17 protein-coding genes and 1 tRNA gene are annotated in these 21,259 nt (G+C 69.0%); 4 read left to right on the top strand and 14 right to left on the bottom strand.

Annotated features, from left to right (window positions below; all coding sequences use genetic code 11):
* Nucleotides 1-108 precede the first annotated feature (108 nt).
* The 6 genes from P0Y48_12120 to P0Y48_12145 form a co-directional block, all read right to left on the bottom strand.
* Nucleotides 109-1,863: a serine/threonine-protein kinase gene (locus P0Y48_12120; protein ID WEK13191.1), complete on the bottom strand. Its 1,755-nt coding sequence runs from the start codon at nucleotides 1,861-1,863 to the stop codon at nucleotides 109-111.
* Complete coding sequence (locus P0Y48_12125) at nucleotides 1,860-3,317, bottom strand: penicillin-binding protein 2 (protein ID WEK13192.1); 1,458 nt, start codon at nucleotides 3,315-3,317, stop codon at nucleotides 1,860-1,862. Before P0Y48_12125 ends, P0Y48_12120 begins: the two co-directional genes overlap by 4 nt.
* A gap of 196 nt (nucleotides 3,318-3,513) precedes the next feature.
* Entirely contained in the window at nucleotides 3,514-4,857 is a 1,344-nt protein-coding gene (locus P0Y48_12130; GenBank protein ID WEK15079.1) for an FtsW/RodA/SpoVE family cell cycle protein, read from the bottom strand.
* Nucleotides 4,858-4,889: 32 nt separating this feature from the next.
* Entirely contained in the window at nucleotides 4,890-6,143 is a 1,254-nt protein-coding gene (locus tag P0Y48_12135) for a protein phosphatase 2C domain-containing protein (protein ID WEK13193.1), read from the bottom strand.
* Nucleotides 6,144-6,156: 13 nt separating this feature from the next.
* Nucleotides 6,157-6,693 (bottom strand): FHA domain-containing protein, encoded by a 537-nt coding sequence (locus P0Y48_12140; protein ID WEK13194.1) that lies wholly within the window; start codon nucleotides 6,691-6,693, stop codon nucleotides 6,157-6,159.
* Nucleotides 6,690-7,421 (bottom strand): DUF3662 and FHA domain-containing protein, encoded by a 732-nt coding sequence (locus tag P0Y48_12145; protein ID WEK13195.1) that lies wholly within the window; start codon nucleotides 7,419-7,421, stop codon nucleotides 6,690-6,692. Before P0Y48_12145 ends, P0Y48_12140 begins: the two co-directional genes overlap by 4 nt.
* 144 nt (nucleotides 7,422-7,565) lie before the next feature.
* Between P0Y48_12145 and P0Y48_12150 the strand changes: the two genes are divergently transcribed.
* A tRNA-Leu gene (locus tag P0Y48_12150) sits at nucleotides 7,566-7,649 on the top strand.
* A gap of 252 nt (nucleotides 7,650-7,901) precedes the next feature.
* Here the strand turns inward: P0Y48_12150 and P0Y48_12155 are convergent.
* The 7 genes from P0Y48_12155 to P0Y48_12185 all read right to left on the bottom strand — a co-directional run bounded on the left by P0Y48_12155 (nucleotide 7,902) and on the right by P0Y48_12185 (nucleotide 17,286).
* Nucleotides 7,902-9,683, bottom strand: coding sequence for an ABC transporter ATP-binding protein (locus P0Y48_12155; protein WEK13196.1), 1,782 nt, complete (start codon nucleotides 9,681-9,683; stop codon nucleotides 7,902-7,904).
* On the bottom strand, nucleotides 9,676-10,593 hold the full coding sequence (locus tag P0Y48_12160; GenBank protein ID WEK13197.1) for a BadF/BadG/BcrA/BcrD ATPase family protein: 918 nt from the start codon (nucleotides 10,591-10,593) through the stop codon (nucleotides 9,676-9,678). Before P0Y48_12160 ends, P0Y48_12155 begins: the two co-directional genes overlap by 8 nt.
* The gene (locus tag P0Y48_12165) at nucleotides 10,590-11,546 is read right to left on the bottom strand and encodes a 1,4-beta-xylanase (protein WEK13198.1); all 957 of its coding nucleotides are present in this window, start codon (nucleotides 11,544-11,546) and stop codon (nucleotides 10,590-10,592) included. The genes P0Y48_12160 and P0Y48_12165 overlap by 4 nt, the downstream gene beginning before the upstream one ends.
* Nucleotides 11,543-14,065, bottom strand: coding sequence for a glycoside hydrolase family 2 protein (locus tag P0Y48_12170; protein WEK13199.1), 2,523 nt, complete (start codon nucleotides 14,063-14,065; stop codon nucleotides 11,543-11,545). The genes P0Y48_12165 and P0Y48_12170 overlap by 4 nt, the downstream gene beginning before the upstream one ends.
* Nucleotides 14,062-14,925, bottom strand: coding sequence for a carbohydrate ABC transporter permease (locus P0Y48_12175; protein WEK13200.1), 864 nt, complete (start codon nucleotides 14,923-14,925; stop codon nucleotides 14,062-14,064). Before P0Y48_12175 ends, P0Y48_12170 begins: the two co-directional genes overlap by 4 nt.
* Nucleotides 14,922-15,908 carry a sugar ABC transporter permease gene (locus P0Y48_12180; GenBank protein ID WEK13201.1) on the bottom strand — a complete coding sequence of 329 codons (987 nt, stop codon included), beginning with the start codon at nucleotides 15,906-15,908 and terminating at the stop codon, nucleotides 14,922-14,924. The genes P0Y48_12175 and P0Y48_12180 overlap by 4 nt, the downstream gene beginning before the upstream one ends.
* A 64-nt stretch (nucleotides 15,909-15,972) precedes the next feature.
* Nucleotides 15,973-17,286 carry an ABC transporter substrate-binding protein gene (locus P0Y48_12185; protein WEK13202.1) on the bottom strand — a complete coding sequence of 438 codons (1,314 nt, stop codon included), beginning with the start codon at nucleotides 17,284-17,286 and terminating at the stop codon, nucleotides 15,973-15,975.
* Between the two features lie 250 nt (nucleotides 17,287-17,536).
* On the opposite strand from P0Y48_12185, the gene P0Y48_12190 reads away from it, so the two are divergent.
* Nucleotides 17,537-18,556, top strand: coding sequence for a LacI family DNA-binding transcriptional regulator (locus P0Y48_12190; protein WEK13203.1), 1,020 nt, complete (start codon nucleotides 17,537-17,539; stop codon nucleotides 18,554-18,556).
* On the opposite strand, the gene P0Y48_12195 is transcribed toward P0Y48_12190, so the two are convergent.
* On the bottom strand, nucleotides 18,553-19,521 hold the full coding sequence (locus P0Y48_12195) for an acetylxylan esterase (GenBank protein WEK13204.1): 969 nt from the start codon (nucleotides 19,519-19,521) through the stop codon (nucleotides 18,553-18,555). The genes P0Y48_12190 and P0Y48_12195 overlap by 4 nt on opposite strands.
* 152 nt (nucleotides 19,522-19,673) lie before the next feature.
* On the opposite strand from P0Y48_12195, the gene P0Y48_12200 reads away from it, so the two are divergent.
* Both P0Y48_12200 and P0Y48_12205 read left to right on the top strand, forming a co-directional pair.
* Nucleotides 19,674-20,015, top strand: a complete 342-nt coding sequence (locus P0Y48_12200; protein ID WEK13205.1) for a helix-turn-helix domain-containing protein — start codon at nucleotides 19,674-19,676, stop codon at nucleotides 20,013-20,015.
* On the top strand, nucleotides 20,005-21,246 hold the full coding sequence (locus tag P0Y48_12205) for a HipA domain-containing protein (GenBank protein ID WEK13206.1): 1,242 nt from the start codon (nucleotides 20,005-20,007) through the stop codon (nucleotides 21,244-21,246). The genes P0Y48_12200 and P0Y48_12205 overlap by 11 nt, the downstream gene beginning before the upstream one ends.
* The last annotated feature ends 13 nt before the right edge of the window (nucleotides 21,247-21,259 follow it).

The following is a 21,259-nucleotide window of genomic DNA, read 5'->3' on the forward strand; positions in this document are numbered from 1 at the left end:
CGGCCGGAAAGCACGCGCGCCTCTGCTGCCACTTCACTCCCTGTGCTGAACCCCGCCAGCCTATCCGACCGAGTCTGAGACAACGGCGGGAGCGGCGTGCGCGAAGGGTCAGCCGTCGGCGCCGCCGTCGCCGCCGTCGGCGGCGGGCACGATGGTCGCCGTCGCGGCCTCGGAGGTGGGCGAGTCGCGGTCGCGCTCGCCGTTCGTGCAGCTCACGGCGTAGGCGACCGACAGGGTGCCCGAGTCGCCGACGACGATGTTCTGGGTGCGCGGGTCGGCGCTCGTGAACGAGGCCGTCGTGTCGCCCGTCTCGAACACGCCGCCTTCGACGACGAAGTTGTAGAACTGCACCGTCTGCGTGCCGGCGGGGCACGTGAAGCCCGGCCAGACGACCTGCACCGTCGAACCGGCCTCGACCGAGCTCGCGTTCAGTCCGCCCTCGATCGAGGGCGTGGTGGGCGTGGCGATCGGCGTCTGGGAGTCGTAGACCGTGAGGTTCAGCGCCGTCGTGAACGGCACATCGCCCTCGGGCTGCACGCGATAGACGAGCCCCTCCTCGTCGGGCGTCGGTGCCGGGTCTCCGGTGTTGCACTGCACTCCGCCGGTGTAGCCGTTGTCCTCGGCGATCGTGCGGGCTGCTTCACAGGTCTCGCCCTCGAGCTCGAGGTCGGCGACGTTCATGCTCGTCGGCTCGGGGTCGGGGGAATCGACCGGGGTGCTCGGCGGCGCCGCCGACGATGGCGAGGAGGGTGCGGGCGACGTCGGATCGGGTTCGCCGTTGCCGCTCGTGAGGAGTGCGAAGAGCGTGCCGCCGAGGACGATCGCGAGCAGGGCGATCAGCGCGATGAGCGGCCAGGTCCACGGGCTCCGCTTGCGCTTCTGCTCGGCAGGCTCGTCGACCGGCGCGGGTTGGTCGATGGGCGTCGTCGACGGCAGCAGGCGCGTCGCCTGGTCGGTGCCGAGCCCACCCGTGAGGAGCTGGGTGACGTCGTCGACGGCCGCGGCGCTGGCGATCGCCGGGACGATCGCGGCGGCGCCGGCGAGGTCGCCGCGGCGCAGCGCCGTGGCGGCGCGCGCGACAGCGGATGCCGTGGCAGGACGATCGTCCGGCTTCTTCGCGATCATGCTCATCACGAGGTTCTGCACGGGGGTGGCGACCGTGGCGGGCAACGGCGGCGGCGCGTCGTTGATCTGCGCCATCGCGATCGCGACCTGCGACTCGCCCGTGAACGGGCGCTTTCCCGCCAGGCTCTCGTACGCGACGATGCCGAGCGAGTAGATGTCGGTGGCCGGCGAGGCGGCGTGCCCCGAGGCCTGCTCGGGCGAGAGGTACTGCACCGTGCCCATGACCTGGCCGGTGGCCGTCAGCGGCACCTGGTCGGCGATGCGGGCGATGCCGAAGTCGGTGATCTTGACGCGCCCGTCGGGGGTGATCAGCAGATTGCCGGGCTTGATGTCGCGGTGGACGAGGCCTGCCGCGTGGGCGGCCTGCAGCGCGGATGCCGTCTGGGCGACGAAGTCGAGGGTCTTGTCGCTGGAGAGCGATCCCTCGCGCTCGAGGATGGTCGACAGCGCTTCGCCGGGGACCAGCTCCATGACGAGGAAGGCGGAGCCGTTCTCCTCGCCGTAGTCGAAGACGCTCGCGATGCCCTCGTGGTTGACGAGTGCGGCGTGGCGGGCTTCGGCGCGGAAGCGCTCCAGGAAGCCCGGGTCGCCCATGTACTCGTCTTTGAGGATCTTGATGGCGACCGTGCGACCGATGACGTGGTCGGTCGCTTCCCAGACCTCGCCCATACCGCCGATGGCGATCCGCGACTCCAGTTCGTAGCGTCCGCCGAAGCTCACACCCTGTGTCGGCCTCATCTGCTCAGCACCGCCTCCATGATCTTCTTCGCGATGGGGGCCGCGATCCCGTTACTCGTGCCGTTCTGGCCGAGCCCACCACCGTCCTGCACCATCACGGCGACGACCACCTCGGGGTCTTCCGCGGGCGCGAACCCGGTGAACCAGAGGGTGTACGGATCGCCGGGGCCGTGCTCCGCCGTGCCGGTCTTCCCGGCCACGTCTACGCCGTCTATTCTTGCACCGCTCGCCGCGCCCTCACGGACATTGGCGATCATCATGGTGGTCATCGTCTCGGCCTGTTCGGGCGTCAGCGCCTGGCCGAACTCGGTGCTGTCGAAGCTCTCCTGCTCGGTGAGATCCGCCGCGACGACCGAGTCGACCATGCGCGGGTTCATCACGACGCCGTCGTTCGCGATCCCGGCCGACACCATCGCCATCTGGAGCGGTGTCGCGCGTACGTCGCTCTGCCCGAAGCCGCTCAGCGCGGTCTGCGGCTCGTTGAGCGCCATCGGGTAGACGGATGCCGTGGAGGTCAGCGGCAGGTCGAAGCTCGCGTTGAACCCGTACTTCTCGGCTTCCGCGCGGATCGCGTCGTCGCCGAGCGCGACGGCGAGCTGAGCCATCGGGATGTTGCAGCTGAGGCGCAGGGCGTCGGCGAGGGTGACCTTCTTGCCGGGCCCGCACGTGCCGCGGTCGAAGTTGTGGATGTCGGTGTTCGTGCCCGGCAGCGTCCAGGTCGCGGGGTTGTCGAACGTCGACTCCGGGGTGAACTGGCCCGACGCGAGGGCGGCGGAGGCGACGACGAGCTTGAACGTCGAGCCGGGCGGGTCGAGGTCGCCGCCGATCGCACGGTTGTAGAGCGGCTTGGTCGGGTCGGCGACGAGCTCGTCGTGCTGCGCGTTGACCGCGTCGGAGTCGTGGGAGGCGAGCGTGTTGGTGTCGTAGCTGGGACTCGTGGCCATCGCGAGGATGCGGCCGGTGTCGGGTTCCATGGCGATCACGGCGCCCTGGTAGCCGTCGAGCGCGTCGAAGGCGATGCGCTGCAGCTCGGGGTCGAGCGTCGTCAGCACGTTGGAGCCGCGCGGCGGCTGGCCGCTCACGATCCGCTCGATGCGGGCGAGGAACTGCGAGCTCCCGGTGCCGGAGAGCTGCGCGTTCATGGCCTGCTCGAGGCCCGTGCGGGCGTTGAGCACCGGGTTCATGTAGCCCGTCACGGGCGCCCACATGTCGGCATCCGGGTATTCCCGCTGCCAGCTGTACACGTCGTCGCTGCGCACGGACGAGGCGATCACCTCGCTGCCGGCGAAGATCGACCCGCGCTGCACCTCGTACGAGTCATACGTCGCGCGCTTGTTGTGCGGGTTCGCCTGCAGCTCCGAGACGGCGGCCACCTGGATCCAGCTGGCGGCGCCGAGGAGGCCCATGAACATCACCAGCATCACGATGCTGAGGCGTCGCAGTTCCTTCGTCATCCGATCACCCCCGTTTCGTCTCGTCGCTGCGCTCCTCGCTCAACGACCGGGAGGCCCGCCCGCTCAACGACCGGGAGGTACCCACGGTCGTCTCGCTGCGCTCCTCGCTCAACGACCGGGAGGCCCGCCCGCTCAACGACGGGGAGGCGCCCACGGTCGTTGAGCGAGCGGAGCGAGACGAAACGCCGTTCCTTCCTCATCCGATCACCACACGCGGGCGGGAGCGGACGGCATCCGAGATGCGCAGCAGGATCGCCACGATCATCCAGTTCGCGATGAGCGACGACCCGCCGGCGGCGAGGAACGGCGTCGTGAGGCCCGTCAGCGGGATGAGCCGGGTCACGCCGCCGACCATGATGAACACCTGCAGCGCGATCGTGAACGAGAGGCCCGTCGCGAGCAGCTTGCCGAAGTCGTCCTGACCGGCGATGCCCACGCGGATGCCGCGGCTCACGAACACCATGTAGAGCGCGAGGATGGCGAACAGGCCCACGAGCCCGAGCTCCTCGCCGAGGCTCGGGATGATGTAGTCGCTCCACGCGAGCGGGGTGAGTCCGGGGCGGCCTTGGCCGAGCCCCGTACCGAACAGTCCCCCCTGCGCGAGGCCGAAGATGCCGCTCGCGAGCTGGAGGCTCGAGCCGTCGATCGTGTCGGGGTTGAACGCGTCGAGCCAGTTCGTGAAGCGCGCGTGCACGTAGGGCAGCACCTGCGCGGCGGCGAGGGCGCCGGCGACGGCGAGCGTGACGCCGATGAGCACCCAGCTGGTCTTGCCGGTGGCGACGTACGTCATCGCGATGAACATGCCGAAGATGAGGAGGCCCGTGCCGAGGTCGCGCTGGAGCACGATGATGCCGAGCGACACGAACCACACGACGAGCACCGGGCCGAGCTCGCGGGCGCGCGGCCAGGTGACGCCGAGGAACCGCGTGCCGACGGACGTGAGCGCTTCGCGCGTGCGCACCAGGTAGCCGGCGAAGAAGATCGCGAGGGCGATCTTGGCGAGTTCGCCCGGCTGGAACGAGAAGATCCCCGCCACCGACACCCACACGTCGGCGCCCGCCTCGACGCCGAGGCCCGGGACGAACGGGAGGAGGAGCAGCGCGATGCCCGCGAAACCGAAGACGTACGTGTAGCGGAAGAGCACGCGGTAGTTGCGCAGCGCGATGACGATCGCGATGGCGGCGGCGATGGCGATCGCCGACCACGCGAGCTGACGCAACGAGAACGCGTCCCAGCCCTCCCAGCCCTTGCCGAGATCGATCCGGTAGATCATCGCGATCCCCAGGCCCGTCAGCAGCGTCGCGATCGGCACGACGAACGGATCGGCGGCCGGGGCGCGCAGGCGCAGCACGACGTGGAGGATCAACGCCAGCACCGTGATGCCGCCGCAGTAGTACAGGAAGGTCCACTCGATCTCGCCGAGCACCCCCAGCTGCACGAGCGCGGTCGCGGTGCCGTTGACGAGGAATGCGAACAGCAGCAGCCACAGCTCGCGGTTGCGGTGCGTCTGCGGCATCCGGATGCGGCGCAGCGCCTTCATCACCTGGGTGTCGGCCTGGATGGGCTCGGCGGTCACGGGCTCACCTCCTCGGAGTCGGGCTCCGGTTCGGGCCGCAGGTTGTCGACGCGGGCGCGGGCGTCGGCGAGCGAACGCACGACGATCGTCTGCTCCACCGAGATGCGCTGGTAGGCGCGGAGGTCGGCGAGAAGGATGCCGGTGTCCTCGTAGACCGACGACAGCGAGATCGGGCCGAGTTCCTGGGGGATGCCGCGATAGATGACGACCGAGTCGTCGTCGGGACCGATGTAGTACCGGGTCTGGGTCCACTGGTAGGCGCCGAACAGCGACGCCGCGATGGCTACGAGGACGACGACGAGGCCCACGAGCCACCAGATGCGGCGACGGCGTGCGCGGCGGCGGTCCTCCTCGATGACCTCCTCGAGGAACGCGGCGGCCGGCTCGAAGTGCGTCGGCTCGTTGGCGGCCTGCCGTCCCGGGTGCAGCCAGCTCGTGCGCCCCGGGCGTGCGGCGGGAACCTCGATACCCTGCGGCGTCGACGCGGAGCCGACGATCGTGGCCGTGCCGCTGACGACCGGGTGCGCGCCGCCGACGTCGACGAGCACGATCGTCACGTTGTCGGGGGCCCCGGCATCCAGTGCCTGCTTGAGGAGAAGGTCGGCGGTGCGGCCGGGGGCGAGGCCCTGGCCCAGCACCTTGGCGGTGTGCGCGTCGTCGACGACGCCCGAGAGTCCGTCGGAGCAGATGAGCCACCGGTCGCCCGGCTGGGTCTGCATGATGAACGCGTCGATCTCGGGATCGGGGTCCATGTCGCCGAGCACCCGCATGAGCACGGAGCGACGCGGGTGGTAGCGCGCCTCCTCCGGCGTGATGCGCCCCGAATCGACCAGCCGCTGCACGAACGTGTGATCGGTCGTGATCTGCGTGAGCGCGTCGTCGCGGTACAGGTACACGCGGGAGTCGCCGATGTGGGCGATGACGGCGTGGTCGTCGACCATCACGACGGCACTCACCGTCGTGCCCATCCCCGCGAGCTCCGGGCGCACCACGACGGTGTCGATGAGCTCCGTCGCCGTGTCGGCGATCGCGTCGCGGAGGGCCCGCTCGGCATCCGCCGTCGAGGCGAACGCCTGGTCGAGGTCTTTCAGGCGGTGGATCGCGAGGCTCGACGCGACGTCACCGCCGGCGTGACCGCCCATGCCGTCGGCGACCGCGAACAGATTGGATCCGGAGTAGCCCGAATCCTGGTTGTTCGATCGCACCTTCCCCGTATGGGAGATGGCGACACTCGAGCCCTCGAAGACCATGGATCGGCGCCCGCTACTTCCGCAGCTCGAACGTCGTCGCGCCGACCTTGATCGTCGCGCCCATGATGACGGGCACCGGCGTCGTCACGCGCTCGCCGTCGTGCCACGTGCCGTTGGTCGAGTCGAGGTCCTGGATCATCCACTGCTCGCCCCACAGGAGCAGGCGCGCGTGGTGGGACGACGTGTAGTCGTCGCGGATGACGAGGCCCGACTCGCTCGAGCGCCCGATCGTCACCGGCTCGCTGCCGATCGGCACCTCGAGACCCGCCTTCGGACCGCTCGTGATGACGATGCGGGTGACGGCATCCCGGGTCGCCTTCTCGATGCCGCCCGCGCTCGGACGCGCGACGGGCGCCGGAGCCACGGGGGCGGTCACGGCGGCCGGCGAGGCGCTGGCGGCCGGAGCGGCGGCTGCGGCGGTGGGCTCGGGGAGCTTCCGCGCCTTCACGCCGAACAGGTCGGCGCGCAGCGAGTACACCACCGCGAACACGAAGAACCAGAGCAGGACGAGGAAACCGATCTGCAGCAGCAGCAGAGTCAGGGAGTTCATGAGGCGCCTCCGAGGTCGAACGCGCGCGTCGCGTCGTCGGCCGACATCGTCGGTCGCGCCGGCGCCGCCTGCGGCACCACCGAGAACACGATGTCGGTGCGGCCGATGGTCACGACCGAGCCCGCCGCGAGCGCGGCCTCCGTGACCTTCATGCCGTTGAGCTTCGTACCGTTGGTGGAATTCATGTCGCGGACCATCGCGCGCTGCCCGTCCCACAGGATCTCCACGTGGCGGCGGCTGGTGCCGGCATCCGCGATGGTGATGTCGGCGTCGCTGCCGCGTCCGATCACGGTGCGGCTCTTGACGAGCGGATGCCGTCGGCCCTCGACTTCGACGACACCGCGCCACGAGACGTCGCCGGCGGCGCTGCGGGAGTCGACGCGGAGGGTGCCCGTCGACAACTGCTCGTCGGTGTTCAGCCGGATCGAGACGGGACCGGCGAAGCTGTAGCCCTGCGCTTTCGCGTGCTCTTCGACGAGACGCAGCAGTTCGGTGTCGAGGGTGGAGCCGAGCGCGCCGAGGCGCTCGGCGTCGGTCGGGGCGAGGCGCACGACGAACGTATTGGGCGCGAGGATGCGGTCGCGGCTGACGACGGCGGCCTTCTTGTCGAGTTCGCTCCGCAGGGCGGATGCGATCTCGACAGGCTGGACACCGCTGCGGAAGGTCTTCGCGAACGCACCGTTGACGGCGCGTTCCAGCCCCTTCTCGAAGCTGTCAAGTAGTCCCACGGGGCTCCTCTGGCAGGCGGACCGGTGCTCACATGGTAGTTGCAGAGTCTGTACGCACGCCGTTTCCCGCCCCGCACCGGCTGATTCTGAGGCAGTCCGGCCCGTGATATCCTCGGGAGGTTGAGTCTGCGGCGACGTGGATTCGCGCGAGTGGCGGAATAGGTAGACGCGCTGGCTTCAGGTGCCAGTGCCCGCAAGGGCGTGGGGGTTCAAGTCCCCCCTCGCGCACAACACAGAACGAAGCCGGTCGGAGAGAGATCTCCGACCGGCTTCGTCGTTTTCGGTCGCGGCTCGGTACCACCCGTCTCGATTAGCCACGTCGGAGGCTGCCGAGACAACATGCTTCCCGCGAATCGACACGATTTCCGCGCACGAGTGATGTGGTCTCGCAGAAGACGTGTTGTTTCGAGGGTGCAGGGCACCGAGCGCGCAGGGCAACGAGCCTGCAGGGCACCCGGCCGCGCTGGCTCCGCGCGGCTGTCAGGTCTGCGTGAACACGAGACGCGAGTACGCGCCGCCGCGTGCCAGTAGCTCGTCGTGCGAACCCGACTCGAGGATGCGCCCCTCGTCGAGCACCACGATGAGGTCGGCGCGCCGCACCGTCGAGAGGCGGTGGGCGACGATCAGCGTCGTCCGTCCTCGGCGGGCGCGGTCGAGAGCGTCGGTGACGCGCGTCTCCGACTCGACGTCCAGCGCGCTGGTCGCCTCGTCGAGCACGAGGATGCGAGGGTCGCGGAGGAGGGCGCGCGCGATCGCGAGTCGCTGTCGCTGACCCCCCGACAGGCCGGTGCCGCGCTCGCCCACCCGGGCGTCGAGGCCGTCGTCGGGCGGCTGCAGGAGGTCGAGCGCGTGCGCCTCCGCGAGCGCCGCGATCACATCCACGTCGGTCACACCCGCCGCGCCGTAGGCGACGTTCTCCCGGATGGACCCCGCGAGGAGCACCGTCTCCTGCGGCACGATCGACACGAAGCGCCGCAGCGAGCGCAGGTCGAGCTCGGCGATGTCGACCCCGTCGATCAGCACCCGCCCCTCGGCCGGGCGGATGAAGCCGAGGATCGTGTTGAGGATCGTCGACTTCCCCGAGCCCGACCTGCCCACGAACGCGACCGTCTGTCCCGCCTGGATCTCGAGATGGATGCCGTCGAGCGCGCGGGGGCCGTCGCCGTAGCTCACGACGACGCCCTCCAGCGTCACGTCGCCGCGCACGGCGTCGACGACCCGCTTGCCCCTGCTGTCTTCGACGTCGAGCTCCTCGGCGACATCCGCGATCGATCGCAGCGCGTCGAGCCCGCGGGTGAGGATGGGCGCGGCGTTCATCAGCATCACGATCGAGTTGGTCAGCATGCCGAAGTAGGTGCTGAGCAGCACCACCTGCCCGGGCGTGATCGGCAGCACGCCGCTGATCGCGAGCGACGCCGAGCCGACGAGGCACATCAGGCCGAGCGCCTGGTACGAGATCCACGACAGCGCGCCGAACCGACCGTTCAGCACGTCGAGATCGCGGCCCGCGCGTCGCACCGAGTCGGCGCGCTCGGACACGCGCGCGATCGCGACGTCTTCGAGGCCGTGCCCGCGGGTGATGGGCAGGAGCGCCGCCATCTCCGACACCTGTGCGGACAGGCGCTCCACCTCGCGCCGGAACGCCTCGTTCCGCGACGACGCGCGACGACGGATGTAGACGATGAGGGCCGCGGCGACGGGGATCGTCGCGGCGAACACTCCGACGAACGCCGGCACGTTCAAAGCCGTGATGACGAAGGCACCGGCCAGGGTCGCGCACGCCGAGACGATCGTGGGGAACAGCTGCGCCAGCATCAACTCGACGTTCTCGACGTCTCGCACGATCTTCGTCTGCACCAGCGATGCGCTCTGCCGGTTGTGGAACCCGATCGACAGGCGCTGAAGTCGCGCCGCCAGCCCCGTGCGCACGGTGTACGCCAACGTGCGCGTCGCCGTACTCGTGAGGCGCACGACGATCATCTGGAACGGGTAGTTGAGCGCGACGAGCGCGGCAGCCAATCCGCCCCAGATCCAGACCCGCTCCAGAGGTCCGCCGAGCACGACGATGTCGATGATCGCCGCGGTCACCGGCGGCAGGACCCACACCGGGCTGTCCTTGACGACGAAGGCGAACACCGCGCCGATCATGCTCGCGCGGTGGGGCCGCAGCAGCCGGAACAGCGAACGCAACGGCTGCGCTCGCCGCACGCTCACCGTCAGCTGCGTCTCCGGATCGCCCTGCCCGAGCGGGGCGTCAGCCACTGGTGGCGATCTGTCTCGCAAACGGGTGTGCCGGACTCAGCAGCGCGAGGGTGGAGGCGCCGTCGACCCCGTCGCCGTGCGAAGGCTCGAGGGATGCCGCGACACCGGATGCCGTCAGCTCTGCGGCGAAGGCGGCACGCAGCAGCGGGGAGCGGAACACCCCGCCGACGGTGCACACGCGCGCGGCCGGGTCGTCGTCCGCGCCGACGCGGCGGAGCCCCGTCGTCACGCTGGTCGCGAGCTCGCGCGCGGCGCGTTCGATGATCGACCCCGCCACCGCGTCGCCGGCCTCGGCGTGCTCGCCGGCGGCGCGGGCGAACGACGCGACGCGTCGAACCCAGTCGCGCTCCGCCTGGAGGGTGATGTACGCGTCGGGGAGGCTCGGCCACACGGCGGTGACGGCATCCGTCAACGACGTCTCTGCACCCCGGCCGTCGTAGGCCCGCATGACGGCGGCGAGCACTTCGCGCCCGATCCAGAATCCGCTCCCCGCGTCACCCATCGTGTGACCCCATCCGTCCACGCGCGCGACATCGGTGTGGCCGACGGCGAGGGTGACGACGCCCGTCCCCGCAGCCACGACCGCCCCGCGCCGGTCGCCGAGGGCGCCGAGGAACGCGGTCGTGGAGTCGTGGGCGAGCAGCACCCGGCGGATGGAGGTGTCGCCGAGCAGCTGCGCCAAGGCATCCGCGTCGGCTTCGCGCTCCGTCAACCCCGACACGCCCGCGCTGAGCACGTCGGCGTGGATGCCGGAGAGCGCCAGTGCCGTGCGCGCCACGTCCGCCACCTGCGGAAGCAGCGGCTCACTCGTGCGGATGCCGGGAAGGTCCTCCTCGAAGACGGTCGTCCCCTCGCTCACGCGGACCTTCATGCTCGTCTGGCCGGCATCCAGTGCCAGGACCCCGCTCATGCGTTCACCTGCCCCGCCATCGTGAGGTAACGCTCACGCAGCCAGGAACCGGCGGGCTTGCCGAACGGGCAGTAGTCGTCGTTCGTGGCGGCGTCGCGTTCGTCGTAGAGCTCGGCGGGCCAGTCCCACAGCATGTACCCGCCGACCCACGGCCGACTCTCCCCGGCGGCGAACATCGCGCGGTAGTAGTCGAGCTGCTCCTGCCCGGAGGGTTCCCCGGGGAGCGCCCAATCGTTGGGGAGACGGGAGGAGCCGGTCCTCGACGGGCAGCCGGCCTCCATGAAGAAGAACGGCTTGCCGGCGGCGGCGACGACCGGTTCGATGCGGTCCAGCTGCGCCTCCCACTGATCGATGGGGTAGTAGCCGCTCGACGAGATCACGTCGACGGCATCCCACCACGTCACGTGGTCCTCCTGGTACTTGTCGCAGTTGTAGGTCACGAGCCCCGAGTACACCTCGCGGACGGCGGCGATCAGGCGCCGCCAGTGCGCCTCCTGACCGTCGGCGCGCACCATCTCGCAGCCGATGCAGAGCATGGCGCAGCCCTCCGCTTCCGCGAGCCGGGCGGCATCCAGGATGAACGCCGTGTACGAACCGAACCAGTCGGTCCAGGTGGGTTCGCCCGGCACGTCCCAGTCGAAGAAGCCGATGTGGGCGCGCCAGGTGCCGTCGTGCACATTGACGACGGGCTTCAGGCACACCTTCATCCCGAGCGAGTGGGCCTCACGGATGGCCCAGACGATCTCGTCGTCGGTGACCGTCGGCTGCAGGTCGCGGGAGATGGTCGTCGAGAAGGTGTGCTCCTGCTCGGCGGCGTACGCGATGGCCGTCCAGGTGACGGCGTGGTCGGCCATCGCCTGCATCGAGCGGGCAGCCGCCGGCGTGTTCCACGTGCCGCGGACGCCGACCCAGCCCCAGGTCATGCCGCAGACGGGGCTCTCCAGGCCGGTCATGCCTTCACCAGCTCGTTCGCGGTGCGCAGCACGCGCGCGTCGCTCAGCGCGGTCGCGTCGAGAGGGCCGCCGGCGTGGCGCACGCGGATGGCGACGCTCTCCCCGGGCAGGAGCGTGTGGAGCGCGCTGTCCGCCTGCGCGTCGGGGGAGACCTTGTCGACCAGGAGCGTCACGTCACGGGCGAAGGTCCGCGCCGTGACAGTGACGAGGGTGCCGTCGGGGTCGGCGGCCGTCTCCACCTCCAGCGCGGGGGAGGGCAGGGTGCTGTCGCGCGGTTCGGCGAAGTACCAGGAGCCGCGCGCCGTACCGGCATCCACGATGAGCGCCTCGGCGCCCGCCTCGTCGGGAGTGGTCAACGCCGTGCCCAACTCCACCCGGACGGTGCCTCGTGCGGGAACGACGAAGGGGATCTCCTGCTCTTCGATCACCGCGCCGTCGAAGCGCACGCGCCGCGCACGCACGGCGCCTTCCCACGGGGTCGCCGCGTCGTTGCCGAGCACCGCGAGGAGCGCGCCGTCGGCCCCGAGGGGCTGCACCGTCGCCACGCGGTCGGCGAAGGCGGCGGCCAGCGCGTGGAAGAGCGGCTTGACCCGTTCCTCGCCGTCGATCGCCGCCCACGACGTCACCGGCCAGCAGTCGTTGAGCTGCCACACGATGGCGCCGCTGTTGTGCGGAGCCAGCGCGCGGAACCACTCCAGCGCGCAGCGGACGGCGTGCGCCTGGTTGAGCTGCATCGCCCAGTGCCAGGTCTCCATGTCCTCCGGAACGCGGAAGTGCGGAACGAGCCCCGTCGTGAGCTTGACGTTGCCCTCCATCGCTTTCTGGTGCACGACCATGCCCGGCGACTCGGGGGTGAGGGGGTCATCGTCGAGCCACTGCGTGAGAGTGGTCCAGGTGGGGGGAGCCTGCCAGCCGAACTCGGCCACGAAGCGCGGCCGGTGGTCGCGGTAGGTCAGGTAGTCCTGGCGGTTCCACTGCTCCCACAGATGCATGGTCCCGTGCGCTTCGGCGTTGGGATGGTGTCCCGTCTGCCGGCCGCCGTCGGGGCCGGTGGCGTAGGGGCCTTCCCAACCGCCGCCGGGCGAGAACGGGCTGCCGGGCGCATACGGCACGTGAGGTGCCAGCTCGCGGACGAGCGCGGGGAACAGTTCGTAGTAGTAGTAGGCGCCCCAGGTCTTGCCGTCGAGTCGCTCCTTCCACGCCCAGTCCTCGAAGCCCCACAGGTTCTCGTTGTTGCCCGTGAGGAGCACAAGCGAGGGATGCGACGCGATCCGCACGACGTTCTCGCGTGCCTCGGCCTCGATCTCCGATCGCAGCGGCTCCTCCTCCGGGTAGGCCGCACAGGCGAAGAGGAAGTCCTGCCACACGAGGAGCCCGAGCTCGTCGCACAGGTCGTAGAAGTCGTCGGACTCGTACAGCCCGCCGCCCCAGACGCGGATGAGGTTGAGGTTCGCGTCGAGGGCCTGGTGCAGCCGGCGGGAGAGCCGGTCGCGGTCGACGCGCACGGGGAGCGCGTCGTCGGGGATCCAGTTGACGCCCTTCACGTAGACGGGCTGGTCGTTGACGACGAGGGTGAACGGCGTGCCGGCATCGTCGGGGTCGGTGTCCCACCGCACGTCGCGAAAGCCGACGCGGCGGGCGTCGCTGTCGAGCGTCGCCTCACCGCCCGTCAGGGTCACCGCCACGTCGTAGCGGGGCTGGGCACCGTAGCCGACGGGCCACCAGCGGTCGACGTGGTCGAGGGTCAGGTGGGCGTCGACGCGGTCACCGTCGATCGCGGCGACGATCTCAGGCACCGCGCCGACGCCCGTCTCGAGGCCGTCCACCGAGAGATGGACGAGCAGTTCTGTGTCGGTCGCTCCCGGGGCGCGCTCGATCTGCGCGTCGAGGTGCACGTGGCCGCCCTCGCCGTCCGGCGTCGCGACGACCCGCACCTCGTGCAGGCGCGCCGTCGACCACGACTCCAGGCGCACGCCCTTCCACAGGCCCGACGTGAACGTCGCGACACCCCAGTCCCACCCGAAGTTGCACGCGGACTTGCGAATCGCTTCGTAAGGGAGGGGGTAGGGCCGGGGCCGGACGCCGAGCGAGAGGCTCTGCGCGTTCGCGTACGGGACGGGCGCGCGGAAGCGCACCTCGAGGGCGTTCTCGCCGTCGACCAGATGCGCCGCCACGTCGTAGCGGTAGGAGCGGTGCTGGTTCGCGACGGTGCCGAGCGTCACCCCGTTGAGCACGATCTCGGCGACCGTGTCGATCCCGTCGAAGACGAGGTCGTGACGCTCCTCGCCGTCGGGCGCCCAGGCGAAGCGCACCTGGTAGGTCCAGTCGACCTTGCCGATCCAGGCCACGAGTGCCTCGTTCTCCCCGCGGTACGGATCGGGGATGAGCCCCTCGCGCAGCAGGTCGACGTGGACCGTGCCGGGCACGGTGGCGTGGACGACGGTGTCGGCCAGGCCGGCGGGCACGGGTCCCGCGGCGGCGTGGAAGGTCCAGCCGTCGTGGAGGGGGAGGGTGATCACTTGACGGCTCCAGAGGTCATGCCGCGGTAGATGAACCGCTGCAAGAAGACGAATGCGATGAGGGTGGGGATGATGACGAGGATCGTGCCGGCGGCGATGATCTCCCAGTGGGCGCCGAAGGGCCCCTTGAAGCGGAACAGCGAGGTGGAGATCGTCCCTTCCGACGGCCAGTAGAGGAACGGGAGGTAGAACTCGTTGTAGATCGCGATCCCCTTGATGATGACGACGGTGGCGATGGCCGGTCGCAGGAGAGGGAGGATGATGCGCCAGTAGATCGTCCAGCGGTTGGCCCCGTCGATCATGGCGGCCTCGTCCAGCGACGTCGGGATCGACTGCATGAACTGGATGAAGATGTAGATCGAGATGATGTCGGTGCCGAGGAACAGCAGGATCAGCGCCGCCATCGAGTTGTAGAGCCCGAGGCCGTTGATGATCTGGAACGTCGCGACCTGGGTCGTGACTCCGGGCACGAGGGTGGCGACCAGGAACAGTCCCACGACGAGGGTGCGACCGCGGAACTGGAACCGGTCGATGGCGTACGCGGCCATCGTGCCGATGAGGATGGTTCCGGCGAGCGAGATCACGAGGATGACCGTCGTGTTGAGGAAGCCCTCGACCATCCCGCCCTTCTCGAACGCCTCGATGTAGTTGTCGAGGTTGAGCCAGTTCGCGGGCAGGTCGAAGGGGCCGGACTGCCCGAACTCCACCGACGACTTGAAGCTCGCGATGAACAGCACGCTCAGCGGGATGACGGCGACCACCACGCCCAGCAGCAGCGAGCCGTACTTCGTGGTGCCCGCGGCGGCGCGGCCGAAGCGGATGCGGGCGTCGCTCTTGGCGACCCGTTCTGCGGTGGTCATGTCAGGTCGACCTTCTCGTCGGGGAACACTTTGCGCTGCACCCAGGTGACCACCAGCACGATCACCAGCAGCACGACGGCCATGGCGGATGCCAGTCCCACCTGTCGGAAGGTGAACGCGGTCTGCAGGGTCTGGATGACGAAGGTGGAGGTGCCGTTGGCGCCGCCGGTCATGATGAAGGGGATCTCGAACACCGAGAGGCTGCCCGAGATCGCGAGGATGAAGCTGAGCCCGATGATGCGACGGATGCCGGGGAAGGTGAGGGCCCAGAACTGCTGCCACTTGCTGGCGCCGTCGATGTCGGCCGCTTCGTACAGCTCGCTCGGGATCGACTGGATCGCGCCGAGGAACAGCACGAAGTTGAGGCCGGTGTAGCGCCAGACGCTCGTCGCGGCGAGCGAGTAGTTGGCGATGTCCGGGTCACCGAGCCAGAGCGGCGTCTCGGCGACACCGAACCAGCCGAGGACGGTGTCGAGGGTGCCGCCGGGCTGGAAGAGGTAGAGGAAGACGAACCCGATCGCGACGCCGTTGATGAGGTACGGGAAGAAGAGGACGCCGCGGAAGAAGTTGGAGAACCACGTGCGCGTGGACAGCAGCGCGGCGAAGTAGAGGGCGATCGCCATCTGCACGAAGGCGCCGATGAAGTAGTAGATGCTGACGAAGAAGACGCCGAAGATCTGCGGGTTGGTGAAGACCTGCACGTAGTTGTCGGCTCCGACGAAGTCGTCCATCGGTCCGATGCCGCGCCACTCGTGGAAGCTGTACCAGATCATGTTGGCGGCGGGCAGGTAGGTGAGCAGCAGCAGCAGACCCACCGCCGCCAGGAGGAAGAGGTAGGGCGTCAGCTTGCGGAGGAAACCGCGGCTGCCGGGGGCGCCGGAGCCGGCTCGCGGCGCACGACGTCGCGGTCGGCGGCGGCCGAGCGTCGCGTGGACCTCCGCGGAGGCCTGGGCGATCGGGGCGCCCGTGGTGGGGGTGGTCATGTCATGCTCCTGAGGTTCTTCCGGGCCGGGGCGGGTGCCCCGGCCCGGAAGATGCGGGGTGCGGTCAGCCGACCTGTGCCGCGGTGTCGGCCCAGCGCTTGTTGAGGTCGTCGAAGTACGACTGCTTGTCGCCGTCGGCGGCGCCACGAGCGATGTCGATGAGCTTCTGCCGGTAGATGTTCGCCCAGATGTCGATCTGCGACTTCTCGGCGATCGTGTTGAAGAGCGCTTCCTTGCCGGCGGGGGCCGCGTTGAGCTCGAGGAGCTTCACGCCGTTGTCGCTGAGGCCCGCGAGGTTGTCCGGGAGGTCCTTGCTCAGCAGGGCCGAGACCATGCCCTGCGTGTCGGTGAAGCCCGAGTCCTCGATCAGGAAGTCGATCCACGCACGAGCGGCGGCCTTGACCTTGGAGTTCACGTTGATTCCGAGGTTGTAGTCACCGCCGACCACGGCGTACTGCGTGCCGTCGGATGCCTTGGCGGGGAACGCCATGTAGCCCACGGTCGACGGGTCGACGCCGTTGTCGCCGGCGGCGGCCTGGAGCTGCGAGATGGCCCACGATCCGAGCGCCATGGTGGCGATCTTGCCGGTGGCGAAGTCGACCTTCGACTGCTCCCAGTTCGTCGTCAGCGGGTCGGTCTCGGTGAGCCCGGCGGCGACGGTCTCGTAGATGAGCGAGTCGATCGCGTAGATGTCGTTGCCCTCGGTCCACGGCGACGTGTTCTCGGCCATCTTGTTGACGGCATCCGCGTCTCCGGTGACGGCACCGAGGTTGCCCGACCACTGGCTGAGCGGCCAGCCGTCCTTGTAGTTCGTGTACATCGGGATCGCGTCGGTCTTGTCCTTGATCGCGGTGAGCGCGGTGATCCACTCGCTCTCCGTGGTCGGGAGCGTCGTGATGCCCGCCGCCTCGAACACCTGCGTGTTGTAGACGATGCCGTTCGCATTGCCGCCGAGCGCCAGGCCGTACTGGGTGCCGTCGAAGCTCTTGGGAGCGAGGAAGCGGTAGTCGGCTTCGAAGTCGGCGGTCTTGCCGAGGGGCTCGAAGTAGTCGCCCAGCTGGTCGGGCAGCACGCTGTTGGGGATGCCGAGCACGTCGCCGTAGTTCTGCGTGCTCAGGCGCGTGGTCAGTTCGCCTTCGTAGTCGGTGATCCCCTCGAACTTCACGCTCGCGTCGGGGTACTTGGCGGTGAACTCCTTCGCGTACTCATCGAAGGTGCCGTCCTGGATGAGGTCGGTGCGCCAGGTGACGAACGTGACTTCTCCGGAGACGGCATCCGAATCGCCGCTGGGAGTGGGGGTCGTCCCGCCGGAGCATCCGGCGAGTGCAACGCCGGCGATCGCGAGCATCGCGATCCCGGTAACTGCCTTTTTGGACATCGGGTTCTTCTCTCTGTGTGTTCGCCCTTGAACGGTCGCCGCCGCGTCGCGGGGTGGATTGCATGCCTCACGGTAGGGCGTGAATCAAGCCTTGGCAAGCGAAAATGTCAACGATGTCTTTCTCTGTCCGATTGTAGACAGGCAAAATTAAACAGCGGTTGACCAGGACATTATCAACCCTCCGCCGCGACAATGTCTTGCCAGATGTCTCTTCAATGTCTATCGTCGGTCATTAGGGAATGGAGCATCGATGACCGTTCAATCGAGGGCCACGGTGGAAGACGTCGCGCGGCTGGCCGGCGTCAGTGCGAAGACCGTGTCACGGGTCTTCGCACAGCGCGAGCTGGTGGCGCCCGACACGGTCGACCGGGTGCTCGCCGCGGCGAAGCGGCTCCGATTCCGGCCGAACACGCTCGCGCGGGGCCTGCGTCGGGGCGGCGGCACGAACGTCGTCGGCTTCATCATGGGCGAGCTGAGCAACCCGTTCTACTACAAGGTGGCGTCCGGCATCGAGAAGGAGCTCGCCGCCCACGGCTACAGCCTCGTCGTCGCCACGACCGACGACACCGCCGAGGGGGAGGAACGGGTCGCCGACACGCTCCTGTCGCAGCGGATCGGCGCTCTCCTGCTCATCCCCGTCGGCGACGACCAGTCCTACCTGGAGGGCGAGCGGCAGCTGGGTACGCCCGTCATCACCATCGACCGCCCGGCTCGAAACCTCGCCGCCGATGCCGTCGTGCTCGACAACCGCACCGCAGTTCGGGAAGCGACCGCGCGACTGCTCGCCCGCGGCCACACGAGGATCGCCTACGCGTGCAATCCGGCGTCGGTCTACACGCAGCTCGAGCGCCTGGCGGGCTACCGCGAAGCGATGCACGCGGCCGGCATCGCCGATACCGAGCCGTGGGAGGTGCGCCGCGACGACCTCGATCTCGTCCCCGCCGATCTGATCCGCGAGCTGATGGGCCGCGAAGACCCGCCCACCGCGATCATCGCGGGGAACAACCGCATGACCATCGGCGTCCTCAGGGCTCTCTCCGGCACGCCTCACGCCGACGAGGTGGCGCTCGTCGGATTCGACGACTTCGACACCGCCGATGTGATGGGCGTCAGCGTCATCTCCTACGAACCGGAGGAGCTCGGCCGTCGCGCGGCGAAGCTCGCGCTGGCGCGCATGGCCGACCCGACCGGCTTCATCCGCCAGGAGACCCTGCCCACGTGGATCATCGAGCGGGGCACCGGCGAGCGTCTCCCGGGAAGAGTCTCCTAGAGCCTCGACGCGAGGAACGCGGTCTGCGCCACCCATTGGTACGACTGCCCGCCCTCGTGCTGGTTGTGGGCATATACCTCGATCGCCTTGTCTGACGCGCCGTACCGGTTGAAGGCGGCGTAGACGGTCGACGGCGGGCAGATCGGGTCGAGCAGGCCGACCGAGAACAGGCCGGGCGCGGTGGCGCGGGCCGCGTGGTTCACGCCGTCGAAGTACGAGAGGGTGTCGAAGACGCGCTCCTCGGCGCCGCGATACACCGACAGGTAGCGCACGATCTCCTGGTACGGATCGGTGTCGGTCAGTCCGACGGCCCGCTCGAAGTGGCAGAGGAACGGCACGTCGGGCATGGCGGCGACCAGGCCCGAGGAGAGCCCGGCGGCGGCGATGGCGATGCCGCCGCCCTGACTGCCGCCGACGACGCTCACCTTTTCGGCATCCACCTGACTCATCGTGCGGACGGCGTCGATCGCGAGTGCGGCATCCGTGTAGACCCGGCGGTAGTAGTAGCTCTCCGGGTCTTCGATGCCGCGCGTCATGAAACCGGGAACGGAGGGGCCCGTGGGGTGCGGATCGGGCGTGGCGCCGCCGGAACCCCAGGTCGACCCCTGGCCGCGGGTGTCCATCAGGAAGTGCGCGTACCCCGCCGATGCCCATCCGATGCGCTCGACAGGGATGCCGCGGCCGCCGTTGTAGCCGTTGAACTCGACCACGGCGGGCAGCGGCCCGTCGGCCGAGCGGGGAACGGTCAGCCAACCCTTGACGGCATCCCCGGCATAGCCCGAGAACGTGACGTCGTACACGTCGAGCGTGGCGAACGGGGTATCGACCTTCCCGAGCTGCGGCGGCTGCGCCACCGCGCGGGACTCGTCGAGCGTCGACGTCCAGAAGGCGTCGAAGTCGGCGGGCTCACGCACCTCGGGCCGGTAGTCCTTCAGCTCGGGCAACGGGAGGTCGAAACGGGGCACGGCACATCCTTCGGGTTGGTATCTGCTGCAAACATATCCACTCCGGCGGGATGTGCCGACGTGCTCATTGAGGAGAGGTCGCCGCTCCTTGCCGCATTCGAACCCAATAAAACACGCCTTAAGACTGTTAGCATGCAATATATGGAGGTGCCATGACGAAGAGGACCGTGCCGTTGCGGCCGCACGTCCAGGATGGATTGACCGTTTGGGGTCAACTCATTCGGCAGGGGCGCATTGATCGGGGATGGACGGTGGGTGACCTTGCCGCGCGCGCCGACGTATCCGAGCGCACGGTGCTGTCTGCGGAAGCCGGCCGCCGTGGCACGGCTGTGGGGACCATGATCGACTTGGCCGATCTGGTCGGGGTGCCGATCTTCGGAATCGAAGACGAATCGGAGCTCGCCATCCGACGCCAACGCGGCGAGGAGATGCTCGCCCTCCTGCCCCGCCGAGTACGACGGCCAAAGGTCGAGAGCGTAGACGATGACTTCTGATGAGGCGTACGTCTGGACCTGGCTCCCGGGCCAGACCGAGCCGGTGGTCGCGGGCCGCGTCGACCGTGTGGGTTCGCGCTACACGTTCGTCTACGGTCTGCGCTACCGCGCCCTTTCCGACGCCATCAGCCTGTACGGTCCGGAGCTTCCCCTGCGACCCGGTGTGCGAGAGCCCGCCGAAGGGCTCGCCATTGCGGGAGTCCTCCGAGACGGCAGTCCAGATAGATGGGGCCGCGGCGTCATCGAGCGTCGACGGGGTGTTCCCCCCAACTCCCTTTCCGAGATCGACTACATGCTCGAGTCGAGTTCCCAGCGGTTCGGGGCACTCGATTTCCAGCGCAGCCGAGAGCATTACGAGCCCCGCGACGACGCCGCCACCCTCGATGACCTCCACCGCGCGGCGCGGATCCTGGAGGAGGGGCGCGCTCTGACCCCCGATCTGGACGCCGCACTCCTGCACGGCACGAGCTTGGGGGGCGCGCGGCCGAAGGCATCCCTCACCGACGAGGACGGCACGCAATGGCTGGCGAAATTCTCCTCCTCCGACGACCGACTCTTCTCGGCGGTCAACGCGGAAGCGGCCATGTTGGAGTTGGCGCGACGAGCGGGCATGAACGTCCCCGACTCCAAGATCACCTCGTCCCTCGGCAAGGACGTTCTGCTGGTGAGGCGATTCGACCGCGGTCCGGACGGCAGTCGGCGCCACGTCGTGTCCGGCCTCACGATGGCGATGACGGACGAGATGGTCGCGCGGTACGTCTCCTATCCGCAGATCCTCGACGTGCTGAGACGCCACGGAAAGGACCCGCGGTATCCCGGTCCTGAACTGTTCCGGCGTATCGCCTTCAACATCGCGATCAGCAACAACGACGACCACGCCCGCAATCATGCTGCGTTCTGGGACGGCATGCACCTCGAGTTGACGCCGGCCTATGACCTCTCGCCCGGCCAGCGGTCGGGCGACACGTTCACGCAGGCGATGGCGTACGGGCGCGGCGACCGCGGGGCGAAAGTGTCGAACTTCGCGGCGCTGTTGGCAGAGTCGGAGACCTATGGCGTCCGTGCGAAGGAGGGTCGAGAGATCATTGATCGACTCACGTCGTCGATCGACGAGAACTGGGATGCCGCCGCCGACGTCGCACGGTTGAGTGCGGCCGACAAGAAGCGGCTTCGGGGGATGCAGATCCTCCCTCGTGCCGCCTTCTTCGAGTACGACTCGGCGCCGCTGTAAGTCGCCGCACAGT

The sequence above is a fragment of the Candidatus Microbacterium phytovorans genome, from assembly GCA_029202445.1.
GTDB lineage: Bacteria > Actinomycetota > Actinomycetes > Actinomycetales > Microbacteriaceae > Microbacterium > Microbacterium phytovorans.

Coding starts and splice junctions, on each gene's coding strand:
- P0Y48_12175 (WEK13200.1), bottom strand. CDS start 14,925: ATGACCACCGCAGAACGGGTCGCCAAGAGCGACGCCCGCATCCGCTTC.
- P0Y48_12205 (WEK13206.1), top strand. CDS start 20,005: ATGACTTCTGATGAGGCGTACGTCTGGACCTGGCTCCCGGGCCAGACC.
- P0Y48_12180 (WEK13201.1), bottom strand. CDS start 15,908: ATGACCACCCCCACCACGGGCGCCCCGATCGCCCAGGCCTCCGCGGAG.
- P0Y48_12165 (WEK13198.1), bottom strand. CDS start 11,546: ATGACCGGCCTGGAGAGCCCCGTCTGCGGCATGACCTGGGGCTGGGTC.
- P0Y48_12200 (WEK13205.1), top strand. CDS start 19,674: ATGACGAAGAGGACCGTGCCGTTGCGGCCGCACGTCCAGGATGGATTG.
- P0Y48_12135 (WEK13193.1), bottom strand. CDS start 6,143: ATGGTCTTCGAGGGCTCGAGTGTCGCCATCTCCCATACGGGGAAGGTG.
- P0Y48_12125 (WEK13192.1), bottom strand. CDS start 3,317: ATGACGAAGGAACTGCGACGCCTCAGCATCGTGATGCTGGTGATGTTC.
- P0Y48_12185 (WEK13202.1), bottom strand. CDS start 17,286: ATGTCCAAAAAGGCAGTTACCGGGATCGCGATGCTCGCGATCGCCGGC.
- P0Y48_12190 (WEK13203.1), top strand. CDS start 17,537: ATGACCGTTCAATCGAGGGCCACGGTGGAAGACGTCGCGCGGCTGGCC.
- P0Y48_12140 (WEK13194.1), bottom strand. CDS start 6,693: ATGAACTCCCTGACTCTGCTGCTGCTGCAGATCGGTTTCCTCGTCCTG.
- P0Y48_12120 (WEK13191.1), bottom strand. CDS start 1,863: ATGAGGCCGACACAGGGTGTGAGCTTCGGCGGACGCTACGAACTGGAG.
- P0Y48_12160 (WEK13197.1), bottom strand. CDS start 10,593: ATGAGCGGGGTCCTGGCACTGGATGCCGGCCAGACGAGCATGAAGGTC.
- P0Y48_12130 (WEK15079.1), bottom strand. CDS start 4,857: ATGAAGGCGCTGCGCCGCATCCGGATGCCGCAGACGCACCGCAACCGC.